The organism is Lysinibacillus sp. FSL K6-4013, from assembly GCF_038630435.1.
In the GTDB taxonomy this organism is placed as follows: domain Bacteria; phylum Bacillota; class Bacilli; order Bacillales_A; family Planococcaceae; genus Lysinibacillus; species Lysinibacillus boronitolerans.
This window is the reverse complement of record NZ_CP152031.1, coordinates 1,724,625-1,748,592: the sequence shown is the minus strand read 5'-3', so window position 1 is coordinate 1,748,592 and position 23,968 is coordinate 1,724,625. Positions and strand designations below refer to the sequence as shown.

The 23,968-nt window shown below is 38.9% G+C and carries 25 protein-coding genes; 12 read left to right on the top strand and 13 right to left on the bottom strand.

Going from position 1 to position 23,968, the window contains the following annotated elements; translation table 11 throughout:
- The first annotated feature begins 118 nt into the window (after positions 1 to 118).
- Positions 119 to 1,102: an SEC-C domain-containing protein gene (locus tag MHB39_RS08380; RefSeq protein WP_016994903.1), complete on the top strand. Its 984-nt coding sequence runs from the start codon at positions 119 to 121 to the stop codon at positions 1,100 to 1,102.
- A gap of 64 nt (positions 1,103 to 1,166) precedes the next feature.
- Here the strand turns inward: MHB39_RS08380 and MHB39_RS08375 are convergent, their stop codons facing one another.
- Positions 1,167 to 1,358 carry a zinc-finger domain-containing protein gene (locus MHB39_RS08375; protein ID WP_004269383.1) on the bottom strand — a complete coding sequence of 64 codons (192 nt, stop codon included), beginning with the start codon at positions 1,356 to 1,358 and terminating at the stop codon, positions 1,167 to 1,169.
- A gap of 187 nt (positions 1,359 to 1,545) precedes the next feature.
- Between MHB39_RS08375 and MHB39_RS08370 the strand changes: the two genes are divergently transcribed.
- The 4 genes from MHB39_RS08370 (at position 1,546) to MHB39_RS08355 (ending at position 4,449) form a co-directional block, all read left to right on the top strand.
- Positions 1,546 to 1,938, top strand: coding sequence for a ribonuclease HI family protein (locus MHB39_RS08370; protein WP_036076318.1), 393 nt, complete (start codon positions 1,546 to 1,548; stop codon positions 1,936 to 1,938).
- Positions 1,939 to 2,169: 231 nt separating this feature from the next.
- Complete coding sequence (locus MHB39_RS08365) at positions 2,170 to 2,967, top strand: amino acid ABC transporter substrate-binding protein (protein WP_054550807.1); 798 nt, start codon at positions 2,170 to 2,172, stop codon at positions 2,965 to 2,967.
- Positions 2,968 to 3,034: 67 nt separating this feature from the next.
- The gene (locus MHB39_RS08360; RefSeq protein WP_342546279.1) at positions 3,035 to 3,691 is read left to right on the top strand and encodes an amino acid ABC transporter permease; all 657 of its coding nucleotides are present in this window, start codon (positions 3,035 to 3,037) and stop codon (positions 3,689 to 3,691) included.
- Positions 3,692 to 3,702: 11 nt separating this feature from the next.
- Positions 3,703 to 4,449: an amino acid ABC transporter ATP-binding protein gene (locus MHB39_RS08355; RefSeq protein WP_312124466.1), complete on the top strand. Its 747-nt coding sequence runs from the start codon at positions 3,703 to 3,705 to the stop codon at positions 4,447 to 4,449.
- A 799-nt stretch (positions 4,450 to 5,248) separates the two neighbouring features.
- On the opposite strand, the gene MHB39_RS08350 is transcribed toward MHB39_RS08355, so the two are convergent.
- On the bottom strand, positions 5,249 to 6,445 hold the full coding sequence (locus tag MHB39_RS08350) for an MFS transporter (RefSeq protein WP_339280789.1): 1,197 nt from the start codon (positions 6,443 to 6,445) through the stop codon (positions 5,249 to 5,251).
- On the bottom strand, positions 6,445 to 6,843 hold the full coding sequence (locus MHB39_RS08345; RefSeq protein ID WP_016992502.1) for a MarR family transcriptional regulator: 399 nt from the start codon (positions 6,841 to 6,843) through the stop codon (positions 6,445 to 6,447). Before MHB39_RS08345 ends, MHB39_RS08350 begins: the two co-directional genes overlap by 1 nt.
- 167 nt (positions 6,844 to 7,010) lie before the next feature.
- Here MHB39_RS08345 and MHB39_RS08340 point away from each other — a divergent pair, with 167 nt between their 5' ends.
- Positions 7,011 to 7,565: a DJ-1/PfpI family protein gene (locus tag MHB39_RS08340; RefSeq protein WP_016992501.1), complete on the top strand. Its 555-nt coding sequence runs from the start codon at positions 7,011 to 7,013 to the stop codon at positions 7,563 to 7,565.
- 34 nt (positions 7,566 to 7,599) lie between these two features.
- Here the strand turns inward: MHB39_RS08340 and MHB39_RS08335 are convergent, their stop codons facing one another.
- From MHB39_RS08335 to MHB39_RS08315, 5 genes are all read right to left on the bottom strand, one after another.
- Positions 7,600 to 7,926: a DUF3889 domain-containing protein gene (locus MHB39_RS08335; protein ID WP_342546275.1), complete on the bottom strand. Its 327-nt coding sequence runs from the start codon at positions 7,924 to 7,926 to the stop codon at positions 7,600 to 7,602.
- A 56-nt stretch (positions 7,927 to 7,982) separates the two neighbouring features.
- Positions 7,983 to 8,114 (bottom strand): hypothetical protein, encoded by a 132-nt coding sequence (locus MHB39_RS08330; protein WP_004269370.1) that lies wholly within the window; start codon positions 8,112 to 8,114, stop codon positions 7,983 to 7,985.
- A gap of 14 nt (positions 8,115 to 8,128) precedes the next feature.
- A complete protein-coding gene (locus tag MHB39_RS08325; RefSeq protein WP_004269369.1) occupies positions 8,129 to 8,353 on the bottom strand; it encodes a hypothetical protein in 225 nt (74 codons plus the stop codon).
- 126 nt (positions 8,354 to 8,479) lie between these two features.
- On the bottom strand, positions 8,480 to 9,316 hold the full coding sequence (gene coaW / locus MHB39_RS08320; protein ID WP_036076313.1) for a type II pantothenate kinase: 837 nt from the start codon (positions 9,314 to 9,316) through the stop codon (positions 8,480 to 8,482).
- Positions 9,317 to 9,999: 683 nt separating this feature from the next.
- Positions 10,000 to 10,734, bottom strand: coding sequence for an SDR family oxidoreductase (locus MHB39_RS08315; RefSeq protein WP_016992499.1), 735 nt, complete (start codon positions 10,732 to 10,734; stop codon positions 10,000 to 10,002).
- A gap of 214 nt (positions 10,735 to 10,948) precedes the next feature.
- On the opposite strand from MHB39_RS08315, the gene MHB39_RS08310 reads away from it, so the two are divergent.
- Positions 10,949 to 11,770 carry a squalene/phytoene synthase family protein gene (locus tag MHB39_RS08310; RefSeq protein WP_016992498.1) on the top strand — a complete coding sequence of 274 codons (822 nt, stop codon included), beginning with the start codon at positions 10,949 to 10,951 and terminating at the stop codon, positions 11,768 to 11,770.
- A gap of 40 nt (positions 11,771 to 11,810) precedes the next feature.
- On the opposite strand, the gene MHB39_RS08305 is transcribed toward MHB39_RS08310, so the two are convergent.
- Complete coding sequence (locus MHB39_RS08305; RefSeq protein ID WP_016992497.1) at positions 11,811 to 12,299, bottom strand: metal-dependent hydrolase; 489 nt, start codon at positions 12,297 to 12,299, stop codon at positions 11,811 to 11,813.
- 156 nt (positions 12,300 to 12,455) lie between these two features.
- Here MHB39_RS08305 and MHB39_RS08300 point away from each other — a divergent pair, with 156 nt between their 5' ends.
- Positions 12,456 to 13,688 carry a ferric reductase-like transmembrane domain-containing protein gene (locus tag MHB39_RS08300; protein ID WP_342546270.1) on the top strand — a complete coding sequence of 411 codons (1,233 nt, stop codon included), beginning with the start codon at positions 12,456 to 12,458 and terminating at the stop codon, positions 13,686 to 13,688.
- Positions 13,689 to 13,725: 37 nt separating this feature from the next.
- On the opposite strand, the gene MHB39_RS08295 is transcribed toward MHB39_RS08300, so the two are convergent.
- Positions 13,726 to 15,756, bottom strand: a complete 2,031-nt coding sequence (locus tag MHB39_RS08295) for a methyl-accepting chemotaxis protein (protein WP_342546268.1) — start codon at positions 15,754 to 15,756, stop codon at positions 13,726 to 13,728.
- Positions 15,757 to 15,950: 194 nt separating this feature from the next.
- Here MHB39_RS08295 and MHB39_RS08290 point away from each other — a divergent pair, with 194 nt between their 5' ends.
- Both MHB39_RS08290 and MHB39_RS08285 read left to right on the top strand, forming a co-directional pair.
- Positions 15,951 to 16,577, top strand: coding sequence for a nitroreductase family protein (locus tag MHB39_RS08290; RefSeq protein WP_016992492.1), 627 nt, complete (start codon positions 15,951 to 15,953; stop codon positions 16,575 to 16,577).
- Between the two features lie 350 nt (positions 16,578 to 16,927).
- Positions 16,928 to 17,425, top strand: a complete 498-nt coding sequence (locus MHB39_RS08285; protein ID WP_339280784.1) for a hypothetical protein — start codon at positions 16,928 to 16,930, stop codon at positions 17,423 to 17,425.
- Between the two features lie 28 nt (positions 17,426 to 17,453).
- Here the strand turns inward: MHB39_RS08285 and MHB39_RS08280 are convergent, their stop codons facing one another.
- A complete protein-coding gene (locus MHB39_RS08280; protein ID WP_342546262.1) occupies positions 17,454 to 18,503 on the bottom strand; it encodes a DUF1835 domain-containing protein in 1,050 nt (349 codons plus the stop codon).
- 141 nt (positions 18,504 to 18,644) lie between these two features.
- Between MHB39_RS08280 and MHB39_RS08275 the strand changes: the two genes are divergently transcribed.
- Positions 18,645 to 19,814: an alanine--glyoxylate aminotransferase family protein gene (locus tag MHB39_RS08275; RefSeq protein ID WP_342546261.1), complete on the top strand. Its 1,170-nt coding sequence runs from the start codon at positions 18,645 to 18,647 to the stop codon at positions 19,812 to 19,814.
- 701 nt (positions 19,815 to 20,515) lie between these two features.
- On the opposite strand, the gene MHB39_RS08270 is transcribed toward MHB39_RS08275, so the two are convergent.
- Together MHB39_RS08270 and MHB39_RS08265 are read right to left on the bottom strand one after the other, a co-directional pair.
- Positions 20,516 to 21,844: a D-serine ammonia-lyase gene (locus tag MHB39_RS08270; RefSeq protein ID WP_342546260.1), complete on the bottom strand. Its 1,329-nt coding sequence runs from the start codon at positions 21,842 to 21,844 to the stop codon at positions 20,516 to 20,518.
- Complete coding sequence (locus MHB39_RS08265; RefSeq protein WP_258860615.1) at positions 21,834 to 22,307, bottom strand: YaiI/YqxD family protein; 474 nt, start codon at positions 22,305 to 22,307, stop codon at positions 21,834 to 21,836. Before MHB39_RS08265 ends, MHB39_RS08270 begins: the two co-directional genes overlap by 11 nt.
- A gap of 175 nt (positions 22,308 to 22,482) precedes the next feature.
- Between MHB39_RS08265 and gdhA the strand changes: the two genes are divergently transcribed.
- The gene (gene gdhA / locus MHB39_RS08260) at positions 22,483 to 23,856 is read left to right on the top strand and encodes an NADP-specific glutamate dehydrogenase (RefSeq protein WP_004269356.1); all 1,374 of its coding nucleotides are present in this window, start codon (positions 22,483 to 22,485) and stop codon (positions 23,854 to 23,856) included.
- The last annotated feature ends 112 nt before the right edge of the window (positions 23,857 to 23,968 follow it).

The following is a 23,968-nucleotide window of genomic DNA, read 5'->3' as shown; positions in this document are numbered from 1 at the left end:
TTTAGATATTTCAAAATAGACAATCATTTTTCTTCATACAAAAGTACCGTTATTATTAATAGTACGCAAATTATTTAGCAATATACGATTAACAATGATTAAAGGAAGTGTTCTAATTATGGTAAAACGTAATGATCCATGCCCATGCGGTAGCGGCAAAAAATATAAAAAATGTTGTGAAGGCAAACAACAAGTAACAGTGGAAACAGTACAAATCGAAGAATTAGAGCGTGTGCTACAAACATTTTACTTAGAATATCCTGAACGTAAAGATGTTCGTGCCTATATTGAGCATGTGGGCACATGGCAGCCTAAATTAGAGAGCGTTTTACAGCGAGAGCTAATCGAAGCCATCGCTTTAGACGACTTTTTCTTCCATCAAGAGCCATCTATTTGGAAAAATTATCTGAAGAAAACGAAGAAAAAGGCGGTAAGACCTTCTACGGTCAAAGTACTTGAAGATTGGTCTCAGCCTACTTTATTTATTGGTACAGTGTCTGTTGTTGAGGAAAAATATTTCAAGGCTAATCATTTACTTACAAATGATGAGCTTTATATTCGACGTGAAAATAACAAACCGATCCCTGAAGGAATGCATGTATTTGCCTTCATTTTACCAGATGGTACGAAGAAATCGACTCATTATTTAGCTGTGTCTACACTGATTTTCTTCCCAGAGGATCATGCGAAAGTATTTGAAGAATTCAAGAAGAGCTTTGAGGCTTCAGAGAAGAAGGTTGGCTCCTTCTTAAAAGAAGAGCACCTAGCATTCTGGGAGTTATTAGTATCAAATGGCTATAAAGGTGAGGAATTCTCAAACTTTGAGAGCAATGTCCTATCACAAGTAAAAGACTTCTTAGAGCAAAATGAGCGTGAAACAGCACCAATGCTTGAGCTTTTAGAGGACTATTTAATTGAAGGTCAACCGACTGCGCGTAAAGAAGCAGCCATTGCAGCTGGTGCAATTCGTTATGGTCAGGAAAAAGAACTATTCGAGTCTCTATCCATGACCGTGAAAGAAATCGCTGCAACATTTGATATTTCGGCTTCCTCTCTTACAAAGTATTATCAAGACCTAAGCAGCTATGCTGAAACGAAATAATCATGACAATTAAAGAAGCTACATGTATTAGCGTTTCTAATACATGTAGCTTTTTCTCATGTGTTCATTTACTATAAACTTTTAAAAGCTCTTCCCCTAGGAACTGTAGCTTTTCTCCAACTGAACAGGCTTCAATGCAGAAACGATGAGCCCCTGGTTTACCACGTTCTTTACGTAATTGCTTAATCACTAAGCAATCCGAACAATACGTATCATGCAGTTCGTCAATATCCTTCATAACCGTCACTTTATCCATGTCGAACTCTCGCTCCTTTCACGTCCAAAATTCACTTCCTACTATTATGAAGCGTTCAATTTCAACACGCAACTATTTTGTTTGCTTCCTACGTATTTTTTCAAACACGAATTGCTCACAAGGATGCTTTGCACCATAGCCATGTTGTACAATTATAGAGAAAGTCAAAACGCAAAGTAGGGATGATATGTTAGAAGTTTATATAGATGCTGCCAGTGCAGGAAATCCTGGTCCAAGTGGGATAGGCATATTTATTAAAGGTGAAGGTCACCATATCCAAATCAGCGAGTATATTGGTGAGACAAACAACCATATCGCTGAATTCACGGCATTGGTTCGTGGCCTAGAAGAAGCACAAAAGCTAGGCTCCCCTCTTGTATCGGTGCGTTCAGATTCCAAAATCGTTGTCGCCTCTATGGAAAAAGAATATGTGAAAAATGAGGAATTTAAACCTTATTTAGAAAAAGCTTTAGCGCTTGCCACAAGCTTTGATTTATTCTTTATCAAATGGGTGCCCGACTCACAAAATAAAGCGGCTGATGCCCTGGCCCGCAAAGCAATTCAAAGCAAAAATAGCTAATCTCATTTTACTGGACTGTTCGTTAGGAGCAGTCCCTTTTTCTTTCCCTATTCTTCAGTTACTTACTATCCCCCAATTTCATTATTTTATGATATGCAAAAAAATGCTAGAAAACGCCGCTCATTTTCTGATTAATCCAAAACGATATTGACATTGTTAAAGTACGATGTTATCCTTTAACACATTAGTAGTTTAGCAAACGAAAGCGATGGATTATAGGGGGAAACAAAAATGAAACGTGTATTGACTTTATTTATGATGCTGACAGCTGTCATCGTTTTAGCAGCATGCGGTACTTCAAAAGAAAAGACAGCAGAAAAAGACGAAACAGCAGCAGATCAAGAAAAAATTATTATTGGAATTGACGACAAATTTGCACCAATGGGCTTCCGCGATGATAAAAATGACATCGTTGGATTCGATATTGATTTAGCTCGTGCTGCAGCAGAGCATATGGGTGTTGAAGCGGAATTCCAGCCAATCGATTGGAAAACAAAAGAGGCTGAATTATTAAGTGGACGTATTGATTTAATTTGGAACGGTTATACCATTACAGATGAGCGTAAGGAAAAGGTTTTATTTACAAAGCCTTATCTTGAAAACTCTCAAGTTGTGATAACAAAGGCAGATTCAAAGATTACGAAGCTAAGTGATTTAGCTGGACAAGAAGTAGGTATTCAATCCCTTTCTTCTGCGGCAGATGCATTAAACGGTAACCCAATTCACAAAGAAGTGAAAAAAATTACTGAATTTGCGGATAATGTTTTAGCATTATCAGACTTAAAAACAGGCCGTGTTGATGCTGTGGTAATTGATGCTGTAGTTGCAGAATATTACATGACACAAGAGCCTGACACATTCAAATTATTAGAGGAATCACTCGCACCTGAGCAATACGGTATTGGTGTGAAACCAGGAAATGAAGCCTTATTAGAAAAACTACAAGCTGCGTTAGACAAAATGAATGAAGACGGTACTGCGGCTGACATTTCAACTAAATGGTTCGGAGAAGACAAAGTATTAAAATAATGACAGGATACATCAACTGTAAGAGTTTCCTTAGTGGAACTCTTACTCTTTTTGGAGGGACATCGTTATGGCGGATTACTGGCAAACTATGATATTACCGATGCTAGAAGGGGCAAAAATGACAGTTTTACTGTTTTTCATCGCCATTTTGGTATCGATTCCATTCGGCTTTTTACTAACACTCGCCGTAAAAAGTCGGATTAAACCACTCGCTTGGCTTGCACATACGTATATTTATATCATGCGTGGTACACCACTATTACTGCAATTATTATTAATTTGCTTCGGTTTACCTATGCTACCAGTAATCGGTGAATATTTAGTACTTGATCGTTTTGTGGCCGCTTGCCTTGGCTTTATTTTAAATTATGCTGCCTACTTTGCAGAAATATTCCGTGGTGGTCTTCTTGCCATCGATAAAGGACAATATGAGGCAGCCCAGGTACTCGGCTTAACCAAATGGCAAACGACGACACGTGTTATTTTGCCACAAATGTTTCGTGTTGCCTTACCCGCATTATCAAATGAATCCGTTACACTAATTAAGGATACAGCCCTGCTTTATGCAGTTGCTGTTCCAGAATTACTACATTTTGCGCAAACAGCTGTCAATCGTGACTTCACAATTACACCGTTCTTTATTGCGGGTGCAATTTACTTAGTCATGACCCTTGTATTGACCGTGTTCTTTAAATGGCTGGAAAAGCGCTTTAAATTCGAATAGAGGTGACACATATGGCATTGATGGAAGTAACAAATTTGAAGAAATCTTTCGATCAGGTGGAGGTTCTGAAACAAATTACATTTTCGGTAGAGAAGAACGATGTCATTGCAGTTATCGGTCCCTCTGGATCTGGGAAAAGTACAATGCTTCGAAGCTTAATACATTTAGAAGAAATCGATGGTGGCAGTATTGTAGTAGATGGTGACTATCTTGTACAGGATGGACATTATACAAAGCCACAGGACATTAAAGCAATCACAGCTAAAATGGGGATGGTCTTTCAACACTTTAACCTGTTCCCCCACTTAACCGTTCAGCAAAACCTCGAAATGGCACCGAGCTTATTAAAAAAAGAATCGGCAGAAGCCATTACGAAACGCTGTCAAGATTTACTACAAAAAATTGGGCTTGCCGACAAGGCCAAGGCTTATCCAGCCAATCTTTCTGGTGGCCAAAAACAGCGTGTAGCGATCGCCCGTGCCCTAATGATGAATCCTCAAATTTTGTTATTTGATGAACCTACCTCTGCCTTAGATCCTGAGCTGACAGGCGAAGTATTAAAGGTTATGAAAAGCCTAGCAGAGGATCAGATGACGATGATTGTCGTGACACACGAAATGGGCTTTGCACGAGAGGTAGCAAATAAGGTAGTCTTTATGGACGGTGGTCAAATTATTGAAACCGACCATCCAGACAACTTCTTTACAAACCCTCAAAACGACCGTACAAAGGCGTTTTTACAAAAGAATTTTAATTAAGTTAAAGGAGAGCTGGCTTATGCCGCTCTCTTTTTTTACAGATTTTTATGTACAGAAAAGAGGATGGGACAAAAGAAAGAATGTTAGACCATATACAAGTTTGGTCTAACATTTTTTTGCGTTATTAGAACAAATATACTTTTAAAAATAAGAATTTGCTGTTCTGGATGTGAATACGGCTTTTAGCAATTGACAAACCTAATCCGCTACCTTGACTTGATCTCGAATAAGATCGATTGCTTCTAAAGCATGGTAAGCTTTGAATGCTTGATATCCATCGTCTAAGTAGTTTATTTCACCCTACCAACTGATTCCCCAAAAATCATTTGTAGTCCATAACAATTTATTTTACATTATTTGAAAAAAACCGTTTATCCATGTTATAATTCTTAGTGAAGATGTATATAAGTAAATAAGACCATTGGTGCTGGAACACCAATGGTCCTAGTAACAAGACGAATCGCTTCAAAGGCGATTTGCAAGGTGATGAAAGTAAACCATCTCACATGCTGGCGAGGCAGGGGCGGTTTACTTTTTTTGTGTAAAAGTAAATGACAATGCAAGTACAGAAACAATAAGTGTTGAAAGACTTATCGCAACCATTATTGCTTCAAAAATAGTCAAAGGCATCAACTCCTTTCTCTTCAATAAGTTGAATGAGATAGGTTAAAATTGTGCCAACCGCCCATGAAAACTCTATCTAGTTACGCTCTTATTATACCATATTTTGGTCTAACTCGGCCACGCTACATGATTGCCTATAAAAATAAAAACAGTTGGGACAGACCCAACTGTTTTACTATATATTCACAACTTTTTTCGGTTTCATCTTTGCAAGGCGTAATAGATAAATAATAAAGACAACCCCGAGTAAGCCTGCACCTGACAAGTAAACTGAAGCATAGCCTGCCTGCACAGCTACCATTCCCAAAATATAGGAACCTAATGCGATCCCAAGGTCAAACATCGTAAAATAGGTTGCTGTAGCATAGCCACTTCGCTGGATGGCTGTGGATTGAACGGCTAATGCTTGCAAGCTTGTCGTCACAGCTCCATAGCCAAAGCCTACAAAAATAGCAGCACTTAAAAATAACACAGGTCCTTCTACAAAAGCGAGCATAACGAGCCCAATGGCGAAGGAGATAATGCCGGGAATAATAACAAATTGCGGTCCCTTCGTATCATAAAGTTTACCTGTGTATGGCCGCGTAATTAACATGGATGCAGCAAACACTGCATAAAAAAGACTGGCCACAGCCATTAAATCCTTTTGCTGTGCATAGACCGATAAAAAGGATAAAACACTGGCATACGAAAAGGCTACTAAACTAGCAATCGCAGCAACAGGTAACGCTTTTCGCTCAAACAAATCATCAAATTTAAAGGTTAGTTTTCCTTCATGTATAGGCTTCGGTAAATCATCGGTATTGACCGTTAACGCTAGAATTCCTCCTGCTAGAATACAAATACTCATAACGATGAACAATACGTTAAAGGTACTATATTGTATTAATAATAGCCCAATAAATGGACCAATAACGACAGCTAGATTTGTAGACATCGTAAAATAGCCAAGGCCTGCTCCTTTTCGTTTAGCTGGAACGATATCAGCCGCTAAAGAACCTGCAGCTGTTGTAATAATACTAAAGAAAATCCCTTGAATAAAACGTAGACCAAGTAAAAGTCCGAATGGATGAATAAATAAATATAAGACGGTACATATAAAATAGCCCACTATCGAAAGGACTAACAGTTTCTTCTTACCAAAGACATCCAACAGCTTTCCTGAAAACGGGCGTACAATGATAGCTGACAATAAAAAGCCAGACAATAGAAGCCCTGCCTCCTTATCTGTCTGATGTAGCTCCCCTATTGCATATAGTGGCAAAGTCGTTACAAGTCCATAAAATACAAAAAAAACTGAGATATTCGTTAAAAATAGACTAATGAAACGCTTCGTCCATATTTGTGTATTCTCTTCTTGCTGCATGTCCATCAACCTTTCATTTTTTCCAATAGCTTCAGAAGTTGCTCTTGTTCTTCAGCAGTTAAAGACCCAACCATTTCTTCCTCAAACGCTAGAATAGTTGCTGTAATGGCTGGTAGGCGTTCCTCTGCTTGTGCGGATAATGTCACAATCTTTTCTCGTTTATCCTCACCATCTAATCGTTGTACCCAGCCCAATGCCTCAAGCCTTGTAATCGCTCTTGTGATACTTGGTGCTTCCACATTTAAATATTTCCAAATTTGCGTCAATGTCATGGGTCCATTTTTATGTAAGCAATACAAAATGGTCCATTGAGAACTATATAAATGATGCTGCTTCAGCACTTCATTTAAGCAATTAGTTAAATAGCGATTTTTTTGGAATAAAGCATGGAAAATTGGATTCATCACTATCTACCTCCTAAAATTATTTACCTAGCTAAATAAATACTATACGCTTCATTTTTTTCTTTGTAAAGGAAGGAATTTGGAAAGATGGCTCAATCATCAGCAGGGAATTTTTTGCATGTGTCGAATAAAACATAATAGATTCACAATGAAAAGGAGATGGAATCATGGGGAAAAAGGTTTTAATACTTGCAGGAGATGCAGTAGAGGCTTTAGAGATTTTTTATCCTTATTATCGTTGTCTTGAGGCAGGTTATGATGTCACAATTGCAGCACCATCAGCTAAGAAATTACAGACCGTATTACATGATTTTGTAGATGGCGTCGATACATACATCGAGCGACCTGCCTATGGATTAGAGGCACATGCTTCTTTTGCTGATATTGATCCAACACATTTTGATGGATTGATTATTCCGGGTGGTCGTGCGCCAGAATACATTCGTTTAAACGAGCATGTTCCACCACTTGTGTCCCATTTTTTCGAAACCAATAAACCGATTGCAGCCGTTTGCCACGCAGCACAAATTTTCGCGACCATTCCTGAAGCGCTAAAAGGACGTGAGCTGACAGCCTATATTGCCTGCAAGCCAGAGGTACAAGTGGCTGGCGCTACTTATATTGAAGCCAATCTTCATACAGATGGCAATTTAGTAAGTGGACATGCATGGCCTGATTTACCAGGCTTGATGCGTGCGTTTATTCAAAAGCTTGAAGATTAAATGAATGAGGATGCCTTTTCTGGGCATCCTTTTTTCATGACGTACTTTCTTGTAATTCAATTTTTTCTACCTTTTGTGTTGCACTTTGATATCTAATTCTTACATAGACACCAAATTCCTTATCGGGTTGCTTGAGCCAAAGCTTAAACTTTTCGATTGTTGACGCCCCATGTACTTCTTTACCCTCATGCAAATAATCGATAATTTTGGCTGAAGGATATTTTGTCTTTACCTCTTTGATAGCCATTTGTCCCCATTTGGCATAGGCTGGTGTTTCTTGTTGTGCATTGGCGACCATTGGTGTTTGTATGAACACAGCAAGACAAACAAGCAGAAGCCCAAGTAAATATAACTGCCTCACTTGAATCACTCCTTTAAAAAATAAGCGCTCCAAAAAAGTTTTGGAGCAGCTTGTCTTTATTGCTTTGGCTGTTGAGGGTTATTATGAATGACTTGGTTAAACTCTGCTGAGTACTCCTCACGATCATTCTTTTTATGCGTATCTTCCTTCTTTTTCTTTTTAAAGCTTGTTTTTCTCTTTTTTGCCATGATTTTCACCTCCGCTATTTTGTTTTATTGGACTGCTGGTTTTTATCATGATTCGTTTTATTGTTTTTATTTTTAGCTTTTGCATCAAATTCTGCTGCGAATTCTTCGTTTAAGTTATCATTCGGGTTGTTATTATTGCTATTACTTCGATCAAGATCTTTACTTTTGTAGGTACCAAAAGGATTATGCGTTCGCATATTCATGGTTTTACTGTTATTTCGATTATTACGTTTGCCCACGTAACATCACCTCCTGCACATAATTTGTTCAAATTGAGGCGTTACTATGTAGGTCAGTTTCTTCGCTAATTGTAAAAAAATGAACATGACTAATATGTATTAGTCATGTTCATTCTTATTTCGTCCCTAGACAATTGTATATTCTGTAATGTTGAGCAATGCTCCGACAGCGCCTGAAAAACCATGATCGTTAATAAAGACAGGTGTATGCTTTTTCGTACGTGTATAATTTGCAATCACACGGGCAAGATGAGCATTATTGCTGAGAGTTGAACCAATATAAACAATATGCTGTGCCTTTTTTTCTTCCGCATATTGAATGCTAAGTGTTGTAATGACTTCGCCTACTAGTCCCTGAACCGTCGCTATAATATCCTCTGCTGGATGTTTCATGGACTGGGTAATGCCTACTTTCCCAAAATTACTTGCAGTTAAATGACCATCAATGGGTGTATCCATGCCCTGATAAATGTCCTTAACTAATAAATCAATGCTCTCACGATGGCCCTTGTCAGCCATTTCTCGTATTTCATTGTAATCTGTAATCCCTGTTGTAAGCGCTGACAATCCAATTAATGTCCCACCACCAACGCCTGTCCCGCCAACGCGAATATGGGTATTGCCCTCCATGTAATGAATGGAAGTGCCTGTCCCGATATTGGTAATCATACTACGCTCAAAAAAGTAGCCTTCTTTATTTAGTAAAAATCGGACACCCTTTAAAGTTGCTTCAAACTCCACTATATAATGAATCGATTTCATTGTTTTAATGACATCAAGTAATTGCTCTGTACGTCCCCCCGTAACACCAATATCCTCAATATCTGGATGGTCGATAATCCATTTTTTTACAGATTGCAGATCATTAGACGGAAAGGTTGTTAAAACAAGTTCATTGTGTTGATCTAAATAAGCAACCTTTGTCAATGTGCCGCCTGCATCAATACCTATAGCCTTTGGCATACAATTCTCCTTTGATTTTATTACGCAGTTTACGCGATGATTAAGGCAACTAATAAAGTACATGCCCTCTTTGGTACGAAGGATTTTGCAAGGAGTTTTGTGTGCCAAAATCCTGACCAATTAATTTGTTCGTACAAAAGCTAAACGCTCAGTACAATCCCCCAAATTGTGTAATGACATTTTCGCCCTTTCTAAACTTTAACGCTGTTGAAATGATTGTGCAATAACTTCGTAAACTTTCATGAAAAAATCATGGAAAATATCAAATTTTTTCTATTCGATCGCTGAATTTTAATGCATTTCTAAAGCTTTATTATCATTCTACTAAAAAAATAAAGCTTTGTTAAAGCATAATGCTGTTTTTGAAATTTAACGAATATTCTAAAGTGGAGCAAGTAAGTCTTTGTCATATTAGGGGATACACCTGCATTCAGGTACGCATAAAATATTTGCTTAATTAGAACAAGAGGATTTCAGATTCCAAAAGAAGAAGGCTCATTAGTGCATGCACGATGCCTATCGTAATGAGCACATTGTATTCCTAAGTATGTAAGGTGCTAAAAGGGGGTTTATGAAATACTGACCAAATCAAACGTTCCCCTATTTTATCCATCCACGAGAAACATAAAAAAAGTGAAAATGCACTGCTTGAGCAGGCACTTTCACTTTCCTAAAACGATTAATTAGCGTGCTGAATAGCCACCATCAATGACAAGCTCGGCACCTGTAATGTAAGAAGCTTCATCAGATGCTAAAAATAAAATAGCATTTGCTACTTCCTCTGGTTGGCCAAGGCGACCCATTGGTGTTGCTCTTACTAACATATCCATTGCTTCTTTTGCTTCTGATAATTTAGCAGTCATTGGTGTTTCAATGACACCAGGGAATACTGTATTGACACGAACATTGAAAGCACCAAGCTCTGAGGCCGCTGCACGAGCAATTGCACGTAAAGATCCTTTAGAGGCTGTATAGGCATTAAAGCCAGCGCCAATAATCGCTGTGTAAGAGGATGTATTAACGATAGAGCCTTTCCCAGCTTCTTTCATATAATTAGAGGCATGTTTAATGCCCAAGAAAGGTCCAAAGGCATTGATATTATGCATGATTGACCAGTCCGCTTGTGTAATTTGATCTGGTCCTTTTTCGGAGGAAATACCAGCATTGTTAATTAAAATATCAATGCGACCATATTTCTCCACAATGGCCTTTGTCACTTCTGCCCAGTTTTCATCAGAGGAAACATCTAATTTCATCCCCTCTACATTGTCTAGCTCAGAGATCTTTGCTAGATTATCTTCATTAATATCAGCTGCAATTACAGTAGCTCCCTCTTGTGCAAACAATTTCGCCATTGCTGCACCCATACCAGATGCACCACCAGTAATCATCGCAATTTTATTATCTAAACGTCCCATTTTCTAAACTTCCTCTCTTCTGAAATGTGGTTTTAACCTATACTTTCGTCCACATTAAAAGTATAGTTTTAAATAGTTTACTACTAAACTATATCATCTTTAGGAAACGTTTTCAAAGAATATCTCTCTAAATAAGAACAATCTGTTTTATCTTTCCCTTTTTTTACGATACGATATACTATAGATGTGGAACCATTTGAACGGAGGAATACAAGTGAACGAGCAAAAAAGACTATACAAAGAAGCGATGCAGGTTTTGAAAGATACAAGCCGCACGTTTTATATACCTATTACATTTTTAAAAAATGATTTAAAGATATCAGTGGCTGCTGCCTATTTAGCGATGCGTGCAATTGATGAAATTGAAGACCATGAAGAACTTGCTAATGATGTAAAATTTGATTTACTGTCAGCAACGAGTGAATTACTAAAGGACACTTTCAATAACGAAGCCTATCAGGCATTACTCGCACCTTATGCAGAGCTATTACCTGAAGTATCCCTTCGTTTAGCAGATTGGCTGACATTTTGCCCTGAGGAATCCCGAAAAATTGTCCAGGCTTCCACAAGTGAAATGGCTTTTGGGATGGCAAAATGGGCAAAGGCGAATTGGCAGGTCCGCACACGTGAGGATTTGGACGATTATACATACTACGTGGCTGGGCTTGTAGGGACAATGCTGTCTGAGCTTTGGGCATGGGGTGCAGGCGTTCAAACGGATCGCGAGCTAGCAATAGGCTACGGTCGTGGGTTGCAGGCTATCAACATCTTACGTAATCAGCATGAGGATTTAGATGAACGTGGTGTAAGTTTCGTACCAGAGGGATGGACACGCGAGGATTTATTTGCGTATGCAGAAGAAAATTTAGCCAAAGCAGATTTATATATGAAGGATATCAATAAACGTACTATTCTGCTGTTCTGTCGCCTACCACTTGCCTTAGCCCACAAAACACTAAAGGCAATGCAAGAAGGACGAGAAAAAATGACTCGTGCCGAGGTTGAGCAAACTGTTGAAGAGGTACAGGCAGACTAACACCAAAGGCCCCAGTAAACAAATACTGGGGCTTTCTTATTTATATCGCAACAATAAATCTTACAATTAGTTCATAGCTCAAATAGATGGATAGCATCGATAACAACATCAATACGACCCCTTCTACCTTGCTACCAGTTTTCGTTGTAAGTGGAAAACGAATGGAGATAGACGCAGGAAAAAATAGTTTAACCCCTTTTTTTGTACACATATCAAGTACGATATGACTAGCCATTCCAATAATAATTCCAATAGATATCGCTCGATAAGGAATCAACATATGTAATAACACCATCATGCTTATTAAAAACAACAAACTATGTGTAAAGGAACGGTGTCCAAATACTGTAGTCACTAGCTTCGCGATGAGGGGAAATGTTCGACCTATTTTACTACCTCTGTGGCAAATATCTGGAAGTAACGCACCAATAACCCCTGCACCAACTAAGACAAGTGGGTTATCATTTGAAAACTGTGCAAAGGCAAGACTTGCTGTAATGCCCCCAACGATATGGGTATTCCCTTGCATAAATTACTTCCACTCCTTTTCTCTTATCTTTCCTTCTTAATGTAACATAATTCGACACAAAAGGGAACATACATTCCGAACGTACGCTCGAAACTTTTTCCACTCTGATTGTATAGCTAGTTAAATTATGGATAAACATAGTGATGGAGGTTAAATATGAGAGCTTATAAAGGAATACTTTTTATTTTCATCATTTTGTGTGGTAGTGCTTTGCTTTGGTATTTTAGCAAACCGATGGCACCGATTCATCCATTGAACACACTAAGTCATGTCATTGGTGGCTTAGCCATAACTTGTTTATTTCTTGTATTTTTATTAGCTACAAGAATAAAAATGTTAGAGCGATGGTTTAGTGGTCTTGAGCATGTCTATTTTTATCATAAATTACTAGCAATCCTTTCACTTGTATTGATTGTTATTCACGGGCAATTACAAAAAATGATTCCTGATGAAGAGCTAACACAACAAACACCACTCAACGAATTCGCAAAAGATCTTGGCGAGCTTGCCCAATACGGCTTTATCATCCTAATCATTCTTGCCTTTATTGCAAAATTCCTGAAGTACGAGCATTGGCGCTGGCTTCATCGATTATTACTTGTGCCGTATACATTTGGCATTTATCATGCTTATTTTTCTAGCCAATATGATTTATTACAACCCTCAGCTTTAGGGATTTTTACAGCACTAACAACTACAATTGGATTTATGTCAGCCCTTTATATGCTGACAATGTATCAGGATATGTTCTTTCCCTATAAAGGTCATATTTCATCCATTCAAAGGCTGACCCCTGAGGTATTGGAAATTAAGCTGAAGCTTACAAAACAGCTGAATTATCGACCAGGACAATTTCTCTTTCTGAAAGTCTTTCAAGAGGGTATCGAAAAAGCACCACATCCCTTCTCTATTTCTGGAGGGTATGGACAACAAATCAATATTACGATGAAGGCTATAGGAGATTATACCAAACAGGTGTACAACCTTATTCAGGTTCATACAGAGGTTGCTGTAGATGGCCCCTATGGTCATTTTGACTTCGACAGCGGGGATGCACAGCAGCTATGGATTGCAGGAGGTATGGGCATCACCCCATTTCTTGCCTATTTACACACGAAGCCTGATAAGAAAATTGACTTATATTATTCTTTTCACGGGCAAGACAATGTCATCTACAAAGATTTTTTAGAGGATTATGCACAAGCAAACGACCATTTTACGGTCACATTTATCGATACAACACAGCGAAATAGACTCTCTATTGATGAGTTATCCTTCTCTTCACAAACAACTATTTTTATATGTGGACCAGAAAAAATGATTAAGCATTTCAAATCAGCTGCTCCTAAGAATAATGTACAGTGGGAAGCTTTTTCATTTAGATCTTAGAAAGGTGTACACCTAAACCTAGATGTACACCTTACCATTAAATCGTGAATTTAGTTGCTTCTTCTTGCAGATTTTGAGCAAGTTGTGCCAACTGCTCAGAGGCTACGGACATCTCATTCATCGTAGATGCCTGCTCTTCCGTGATGGCCGATACATTTAATGTATGATCATTTGTTGCAAGTGCCTGTTTGCTAATTGCTTGCACCTTTTCGGTTACTGCCTGCAGCTTTTCAAAAGCCTCAGCTGTCGTTTTGCTTGTCTTTTGCATGGTGTTTTGGAGATCTTCAATTGCACTGGCAATTGTATCGAAGGTCGTGCCAGCTTGTTGAACAGAGCCAATGCCTTGATGGGCTATTTTTCGACTTTGCTCCATCATCTCTACCGCGTCATTCATTTGTTCCTGAATCGTCTGCACAACCTTTGCAATATCTAACGAGGCACGGCTAGTTTGTTCAGCAAGTGCTTTGACCTCTCCTGCAACAACGGCAAAGCCTTTCCCTGCTTCCCCTGCTCGTGCCGCCTCAATGGCAGCATTAAGCGATAGTAAATTGGTTTGGTCGGTAATAGCCGAAATGAGCTGACTCATCTGCTCTATTTGAATCGAATGCTCCTTCAAGCCATTCACAAGATTGGCACTACTGTCAACCTGTGCATGGAGGTGGACAATATCATTCACGAAACCATGTATTTTTTGTGATCCGCCAGTAGCGAGCTCAGAGGTTTTTTGCGATTGTTGGACCGCTTCATGTAAATCGTCCATGGCGGTCTTCATATCCCCACCTAGCTGTGTTGTTACACCCCCTAGCTCCCCACTCACCTGTTGTTGTGAACTCGTATTTTCTGCCACCTCTTGCATAGAAACAGCAACTTCTGTGACAGTTTTATTGACCTCTTGCACACTTGCCGTTAATTCTTCTGCAGTAGAAGCAACTGTCTCGGTTTCAGCTACAATGCGCTGCATCATCGAACCTAATGCTTCCACAGAGTCATTATAATACTGTGCCATTTCACCAAATTCATCCTTTGTTTGAACGGCCATTTGTTGCGTTAAATCACCCGTAGCAAGAAAGCCTAAATGAGTATTCATCGTTTTCACTTCCCCTCGGATATAACGAGCAAGGAAATAAATACTAATTGCGATTAGCAAGATTAGAACAACACTAATCACGATTTGCTGTTGGAGCATTGCCTGTATTTCGCCGTAAAGCTCAGTTGTCGGAACCAGTAAAACTAGCTTCCATGGCATATCTTGTATTTGCATAAATTGTAAGGTAAAATCACTACCCTCACTGCTTGTATGTATTAACTTTTTTTGCTCAGAAATCTGCTCCACAGGCATATTCAACAACTGCTGGATCGTTTCTTTATTCACTTTATTTACATCAGGGTGCGTTAAAATTTTGCCACTATCATCAATTATAAATGCATAACCACTCTCTCGAATTTTCACGTCAGAAACAATGGATTGAATTGAATCTAATACATAATCCCCTGTAATAACGCCAATGGGCTTAGAATCTTTGACAATTTGTGTACCAAATGAGATAAACATTTCCCCAAGAGCTTCATCAAAATAAGGTGCAGTATGAACTACCTTATTAGATTGGATACTATTGCGATACCATTCTTGCTCGTGAAAATGATAGGCAGGATCTTCATAAGCATCCGTAGAGACAATTTTTTCTTCTTCCTTATAGGCATACGGCCCGAAAATTTCTCCCTTTGCCACATCCTCCTCTAGCCATAAGCCCATACCATACGTTTCCTTATTGAAAGGCAATAGCTGCTGTACGTAGCGAATAAATTGCTCTCTGGTCATCAGACTGTCAGCCGATTCTATTGTTGTCTTTGCACTATTTATGAGCTGAATGTGTGCATGCAATTTGCCCTCAACGGAACCTGCAACGTCATCCGCTAGTATAGACATTTCATTTTCAATAGAGCTTTCAAGTTCATTGGATACGTTCAAATAGTTAAGGAAGGTCATACCACCTAAAAAAACAGTGATGACAGGAATAAGCATTGCGATTTTTGCCATAATATTTAAATTTCCTAATAGCTTTTTCATACACCTTCACTCCATATCTATTATTATTGCTCTATTCCATCTCTAGTATAAATGGATTATACCTACAAAAATATGTTTTTTTTGTAACTTTTAAATCCTAGATTCAAGACTCTTTAATTCGAGCAATTTACTTGGAAAATGAATTCATTTATCGTATAGTAAAAAACGCATCATAACATGAAGGAGACAAAATAATGACAGTGACAAAAAGTTCTTTAACTAAAGTTATGCATGAGCGTAAATCCGTTCGTAAATACGATGAAAACTTTAAAATCCCGCAGCAACAATTAGAAGAATTACTTGTAGAAGCAACGTCTGCTCCATCGTCTAGTAACCTACAGCCTTGGCGCTTTTTAGTAATTCAGGATGAAGCGGTCAAAAAAGAGCTACGTGCTATTGCCAATAACCAAGAACAAGTAGAAACTTCCTCAGCAATTATTGCTGTTCTAGGTGATACAAAAATGTACGAAAATGCCGAGGCAGTCTATACAAAGAACTTCGATCTTGGCTATATCAATGAGGCAACAAAAGATTTAATGATTAACAACTCAATCAACTTATATTCTCAACTTCCCCAAGAAGTGTTAAAAAATATCGTTACATTTGATGCTGGTCTAATTTCCATGCAAATCATGCTACTAGCGAAAGACATGGGCTATGATACAGTGCCAATGGGTGGATTTAATAAAGAAGCCTTTGCTCAACGCTTTGAATTAGCTGACCATATCGTCCCAGTTATTTTAATTGCGATTGGTAAGGCAGCCGCACCTGCCTACAATTCTTCCCGCATTGAACTTGAGCACATCGCCAAATTCATTTAATACACGTGAAAATAGTCATCTTACATTGTAGTTAAGATGGCTATTTTTATTTTTTATGGCATTTCTTATGCATCTGCCATCATAGGATAGTAATGTTTTTGTACGTACTTGTTAAAATTAATAAAACGGAAAATGATTCTCAAAAACTAGCATAATAATGTTCCTCAGGATATTTTTTGCATTTTTATCACAAGGCACTCAAAAAATCATCATTAAAGTCTTAAATAATCAACTTCATTCTAGTACATTTGTGTGATTTCTACTAAATATTACATCTAAATTGTTGTAGCTTTAACATTTGAGGATTGTTATGATTAGGAGGTATTTTCATATGAAGGGAGGTTTTTCTGATGAATTATGACTATAATGATTCTTATTATTACTCAGATTTAGATGCAGCCATGGGTGGTTTATTTTTTATCTTTATACTAGCCGCTCTTGCTATTGGTTTAATTGCCTACATTATTAGTGCACTTATTTATTTTATGACATCTAAAACAAATGGTTTTGGAGATGTAGCCTATATTGCTTGGATTCCCATTATTAATGTATATAGTCTCTTCCTGCTGACAGCTGGTGGGGATACTCGAGAAACAATACGTGCAACCGCTTTAAAAAATACGCTGATTTATGCGGGCTTAATCATTGTTTCGTTTATTCCATTTATCGGTATTCTGGCTTCTTTAGGAGCGGCAGGTTTTACACTCTATTTCACGTATCGCTTATTCTACCGCTGGTGTGGTGAAACAGGTAAGGCTGTATTATACACAATCCTAATGGTACTAACAGGTGGATTGTTCTTTGCCATCTACGGCTTAATGCGTATGAACAGACCTTTCGTTGCTTAATTGTTTAAAACCTCTTTATGCCCTTAGGCTAAAGAGGTTTTTTACGTAATTTCACAGAGTAATGGTGCATGGATTTAGGAATTCCCTTTAACTCAAAGACCCCGCTATATACTAAATAGCGAATTCTATATTCTAAAAAGAAGATATTTGGGGGAGCATCCATTCTGGTTAATAGCTCTGAGATGACTACACCTGTTTGTATAAAATCAGTATCCCCTTGCTCCTCATGAAGTTGTCCAATCGTTGACATAATCAAATTATCATAATAATTCTCGTGGACTGCTTGAATTTGTTGATGTAGCCATAGACGACAAACATCCTTTGTCTGCGCTAAACTTTCCCACTGCTGCTGAAAAATTAGACGCTCCTTCATGGATAATCGCTTAATGTCATAAAGTTCCATGTTCCATTGGTGGTCAATAGCCCGCTGTTCACCTGTGTTGATAAGAACAACTTCATTGGTTTTATCACGTAATAAATAAAGAAGAAATCTAAGGCCACACTGTTCTTCTGCATTGTACCCACACCAAATGTAAATCGGCAGGTTGCTTGGAATATCCTGTATCTCTCTAATTGTGTTCATCAATTTATTACGATTTACAAAATCATCCACTCCATCATTCATATTTTCTCTTAGCCACTCATCACGGAATGCCTGTCCTCTTTTTTCATCGAGTTTCCACAATGGTCCAATCGACAAATCCTCTGGAAACCCGATCACATATTTCGGTGGAGCAAGTGCCGCTCGTAATGAGCCTGCTGCAGATTCCGAGCAAACAATATGTACCATTTGTGCCGAAGTAGTGGTTATGACCTGTTGAATATAATCATTCATAATTTCTACCAAATGATAGAGCTCTTCCTGCCCCATAAAGAAAGACCATCCCTGCTGAGGGGTGCTTTGTTCATGATGGAATGCTGTAAATGATTCAGATGGCTCAAGCTCATACCCCTGCCATTCCCCCTTCCTCATCACATCTTCTATTGTGATATACTCTAGCGCTTGAATTTTGTATACTAGCACCTGGTTTGTGTCGTAGAAGAAATAGATAAATGGATAATGCATGGATGTTTCCATTCGCACAGCCTCCTTTTTAAAAATTGTACCACAATGACAATCTCTTCCATCATTTTTCAAAAAAGTAGTTAGCTAGCACCATAAATATGCTATTATTATAGTTAGAAAATTTAGAATTTCTAACAAAGGGGATTGATGAATATGTATGAAAATATTTTAAGACATCCAGGGCCAACACCGATACCAAAAAAGGTACAGCTTGCGATGAATCGGGATATTTTTAGTCATCGTAGTCAGGAATTTGTAGAATTATACCGAGAAACTATTGAATTAGTAAAGCCCGTTTTCGGTACGACACAGGACATCTTACTTTTACCATCAGGCGGGACTGCTGCACTTGAGGCTGCGGCTGTTAATACCGTATCTGCTGGTGAAGAGGTTGTCGTCATCACAGTTGGAGCTTTTGGCGACTATTTCGTTTCTATCTGTGAGCAATATGGCTTCCATGTACATAAGCTTGAAAAAGAATGGGGACAAGCTTGCACAGCAGACGAACTACGAGCATTTTTACAGCCATTACAAACTGTTAAAGCCGTTTTTGTTACGTACAATGAAACATCCACAGGTATTTTAAACCCTGTTGCTGAACTAGCACAGGTAATCCGTGAAGAAACAGATGCCCTCGTTATCGTTGATGGTGTAAGCTGTATTGGTGGTGCTCCTGCTGAAATGGATGCTTGGGGCATTGATATACTCGTGACAGGCTCTCAAAAAGCAATGATGCTCCCACCTGGACTCTCTCTCGTCAGCGTAAGCGAAAGAGCTTGGAAAGTCATTGAAGAAAATCAAACACCTGCTTATTATTTGAATCTTCAAAGCTATCGTAGCTGGGCGGAAAAGGGCATGACACCTAATACCCCTGCTATCACACTGATTTATGGACTGCACGAGGTGTGTAAGTTAATTGAACAGGAAGGTGGCTTTACGCAAACGGTTGCCCGCCATGAACTTATGAAAAACATGGTGCGAAATGCAATGCAAGCATTACACATTGAGCTATTAACTGAAGATCAATATGCTTCTCCAACTATTACAGCAATTAAAACACCTCAAGGAATTGATCTTGGTGAATTTTTGACGCACCTTAAGCAACACTATCATTTAGATTTCGCAGGCGGACTGGGTCATCTACAGGGTAAAATTTTTAGATTCGGCCATATGGGCTATTGCTTCCCAAGTGACATTTTACAAGCCGTTTCCCTACTCGAGGCTGCCCTACAAGACTTCTCCTATGATTTCGAACCAGGAGCAGGCATCCTTGCCGCACAAGAAGTATACTTAGCCGCACAACGTAAAGCACTACAACGTTAAAACAGCAAAAACAGGTGGAGAAGTTTCCACCTGTTTTTTAATTGGAATTTTTTTCTACTAAACTTGAAGTTGCGTTGCGCGTTTGTGGACGCTAATCTGAGCGGGTTGCTTCACTTTTTGAGAGCTTAAGACCCCAGTTTGAGCGGGTCCATACATTTTGTGAATGCTTTGGACTCCTATTTGAGCGGATCCACACATTTTGTGAGCGCTTTGGTCTCCTACTTGAGCGGATCCATACATTTTGTGAGCGCTTTGGTCTCCTACTTGAGCGGGTCCATACATTTTGTGAATGCTTTGGACTCCTATTTGAGCGGATCCACACATTTTGTGAGCGCTTTGGACTCCTACTTGAGCGGGTCCATACATTTTGCGAGCGCTTTGGACTCCTATTTGAGCGGGTCTACACATTTTGTGAGCGCTTTGGTCTCCTACTTGAGCGGGTCTACACATTTTGTGAGCGCTTTGGTCTCCTATTTGAGCGGGTCCATACATTTTGCGAGCTCTTTGGACTCCTATTTGAGCGGATCCATACATTTTGTGAGCGCTTTGGTCTCCTACTTGAGCGGGTCCATACATTTTGCGAGCTCTTTGGACTCCTATTGGAGCGGGGCATCTCACTATTTGAATGCTTTACCCTATGCTCGAGCGGGATATCACTATTAGAGGTCGAGCTTCCATCCAAACATAGCTCCACACCGTCTTTAATTAAATTCCTTGGCCTTTGCTAAATAAGCGGCTCGCATTGTAGGTGGAACCATACTACCACCAGTGGCCCATACGAGATGTGTGGCTTGTGGGAGATGGCTTACTAATGCATGCTTTTCAAGATAGGATTGACCTTGTTGCAATAAACGAATGGCTCCAAACATCCCTGCGTGTGCAGATGGCTCTAAAAATAAATCTTCACTTTCCATGGCTAATCCTAGAGATGTAAATAATTCTTCATCTGATACTGTATAGCAACCACTTATATACGTCTCCATCACTTTTCCTACAAATTTGGAGGCGCGTCCAACAGCTAACCCATCCGCTTCTGTTCGATTGTCAAGGCCTATATCTTCTACACTAATTGCATCATGTAAGCCTGTCATCAGCCCAATTGTCATACAAGGAGAAGCAACAGGTTCTGCAAAGAAAATATGCACATGCTCACCGTAAATCTCTTTTAATCCATAGGCAACACCACCTGGTCCTCCACCTACGCCACATGGTAAATAGACGAACAATGGATGTGCTTCATCCACTGTAATATTCGTCCTTTCTAGCTGCCCCTTTAAACGCTTAGCGGCTACGGCATAGCCAGCAAATAAATCCTTTGAATTTTCATCATCAATAAAATGACACTTTGGATCTTGCTCAGCTTTTTGACGTCCCTGCTCAACAGCTACACTGTAATCAGCTTCATATTCAATCACTGTAGCACCCTTTTCTCGCAGTAAGGCTTTTTTCCACTCCTTGGCATCACTCGACATATGTACAACGACATTAAAGCCGAGCTTCTTGCCCATAATGCCGATACTTAATCCTAAATTTCCAGTAGAGCCTACTGCAATCGTATATTGTTGGAAGAACGACTGAAATTCTTCTGTTGCTAAAATCGCATAATCATCCACCTCTTTGAGTCTTCCACTTGCCAAAGCTAGCCTTTCTGCATGTTTTAATACCTCATAAATTCCTCCGCGTGCTTTGATTGAGCCAGAGATCGGTAGTGCATGATCACATTTTAAAAGCAATTGGCCGGGAATCGCCACATCATATGCTTGTTCAATAGCACTTTTCATTGCAGGAATTTCCTTGATCGTTGATTCAATTAAACCATCACTTTCTAGAAGCTCTGGAAATGCTACTTTTAAATAAGAAGAAAAACGTTGTAATGTTGCTTCCGCATCATCCACTTCAGCCATAGTAAAGAGCGTTGTTTCAGGATTTTTCATCCAATTTGTATTTTCCCACAATACAGTAGCCTTTTTTGCTAGTTCGTTCAACTGCGGATATTGTTCGAATAGTTCGTGTTTATGTTCATTTTTCACCTGTAGATTCCTCCAGTTTATGGGCTAAAATTGCTCGTTCACAAATTTGTCGAAATTTCATTTCAAACGAAATATTGTTTTCTTGTGTTCTTTTTTTAGGTCCCTTTGTTCGTCCACCTGCCCTTCTAATTTTCTGACCAACATGCCGCATATCGAGCAAACGTTCGATGTTTTCATCAGACATTTCTCGTCCATTTTGATCAATCGGATACCCCCCTCGTGCTAAAACCATGGCTGCTAATCCGTAATCCTGTGTAATAACAATATCGTGTTTTGAAAGCGCGTTCACTAGCGTAAAATCAACCGAATCTGGACCTTTGGGTACAATAATTGTTATTACATTATCACGTTCAACACGATGGGATGTATCGCAAAATAAGATAGTTTCTATCTCAAACTCAGATGATATAGATAGCGCCAAATCCACGACTGGACAGGCATCAGCGTCTATAAGAACCTTCACAATAAGGCATCATTCCTTTCTCGTAATTAGATGAATCACTTAGAACTAAATTATATTAATATAATTTCAAAACAACCTCTCTTGCTCAATTTTTCACAAACTTTAAAAGTATTTTATTGAATAGTTTGAAAAATAGATATACGATACATCTATCAACTAAATGGGGGTTTTATTTATGACAATTACAACTGTTAGCAATGAACAATTAGCAAAAGAATACGTAGATGGCGTATTTGAGCAACTTAAACAACAGAACAGTCATCAAGCGGAATTTTTACAAGCTGCTGAAGAAATTTTCATCTCATTAGTACCCGTATTCGCGCAACATCCTGAATATATTAAAGCCAATATTTTATCTCGTATTGTGGAGCCAGATCGCATTATTTCTTTCCGTGTAGCATGGCAAGATGATAACAATCAAGTACAAGTAAATCGTGGCTATCGTGTACAATACAGCAATGTCATGGGCCCATATAAAGGCGGTCTTCGCTTCCACCCTTCCGTAAACGAATCCATCATTAAGTTCCTAGGCTTTGAGCAAATCTTTAAAAATGCTTTAACAGGGCAGCCAATCGGTGGTGGTAAAGGTGGTTCAAACTTTGATCCGAAAGGTAAATCAGATTCAGAAATTATGCGTTTCTGCCAAGCATTCATGACTGAATTATACCGCCATATTGGTCCAGATGTCGATGTTCCTGCTGGTGATATTGGCGTAGGTGCTCGTGAAGTAGGATATTTATGGGGCCAATATAAGCGTTTAACAAAAGCAAATGAATCAGGCGTATTAACTGGTAAGACTCCTGGCTATGGTGGCTCTTTAGCACGTAAAGAAGCAACTGGTTACGGTACTGTTTACTTTGTGAACGAAATGCTAAAGGATGCTAATGACTCATTCGAAGGTAAAACAGTGGTTGTTTCTGGTTCTGGTAATGTATCTACGTATGCCATTGAAAAAGCGCAACAGTATGGTGCCAAAGTGGTTGCTTGCTCAGATTCTTCAGGCTATATCTATGACCCAGAAGGCTTAGATTTAGATGCCATCAAAGAAATTAAAGAAGTAAAAGGTGACCGTATCTCAACTTACGTTAATTACCGACCAAATGCTACTTTTACAGAAGGTTGTACAGGAATTTGGACGATTCCTTGTGATATTGCCCTACCATGTGCTACGCAAAATGAAATTAACGGTGAGTCAGCTCGTACATTAATTTCGAATGGTGTGAAAGCAATTGGTGAAGGTGCTAATATGCCATCAGACCTTGAAGCAATCAATGAATTCCTAGAGGCAGGCGTATTATTTGGTCCAGCAAAAGCAGCGAATGCTGGTGGAGTTGCAGTATCTGCTCTTGAAATGGCACAAGATTCTAGTCGCGTATTTTGGTCATTTGAAGAAGTAGATGCGAAACTTCATCAAATTATGAAAAATATTTATACAGACAGCAAAGCGGCAGCAGAAAAATATGGCTTCCCAGGTAACCTAGTAGTTGGTGCAAACATTGCTGGCTTTATCAAAGTAGCAGATGGAATGCTTACTGAAGGCGTCTATTAATAACCTTCTATTTTCAATGTTTCCCAGGATTTGATTTCGGAATATTCTTAATTTCAACCAAGGTGGTAACGAACATTCGTTATCACCTTATTTTTTATTTATAATTCCGTTA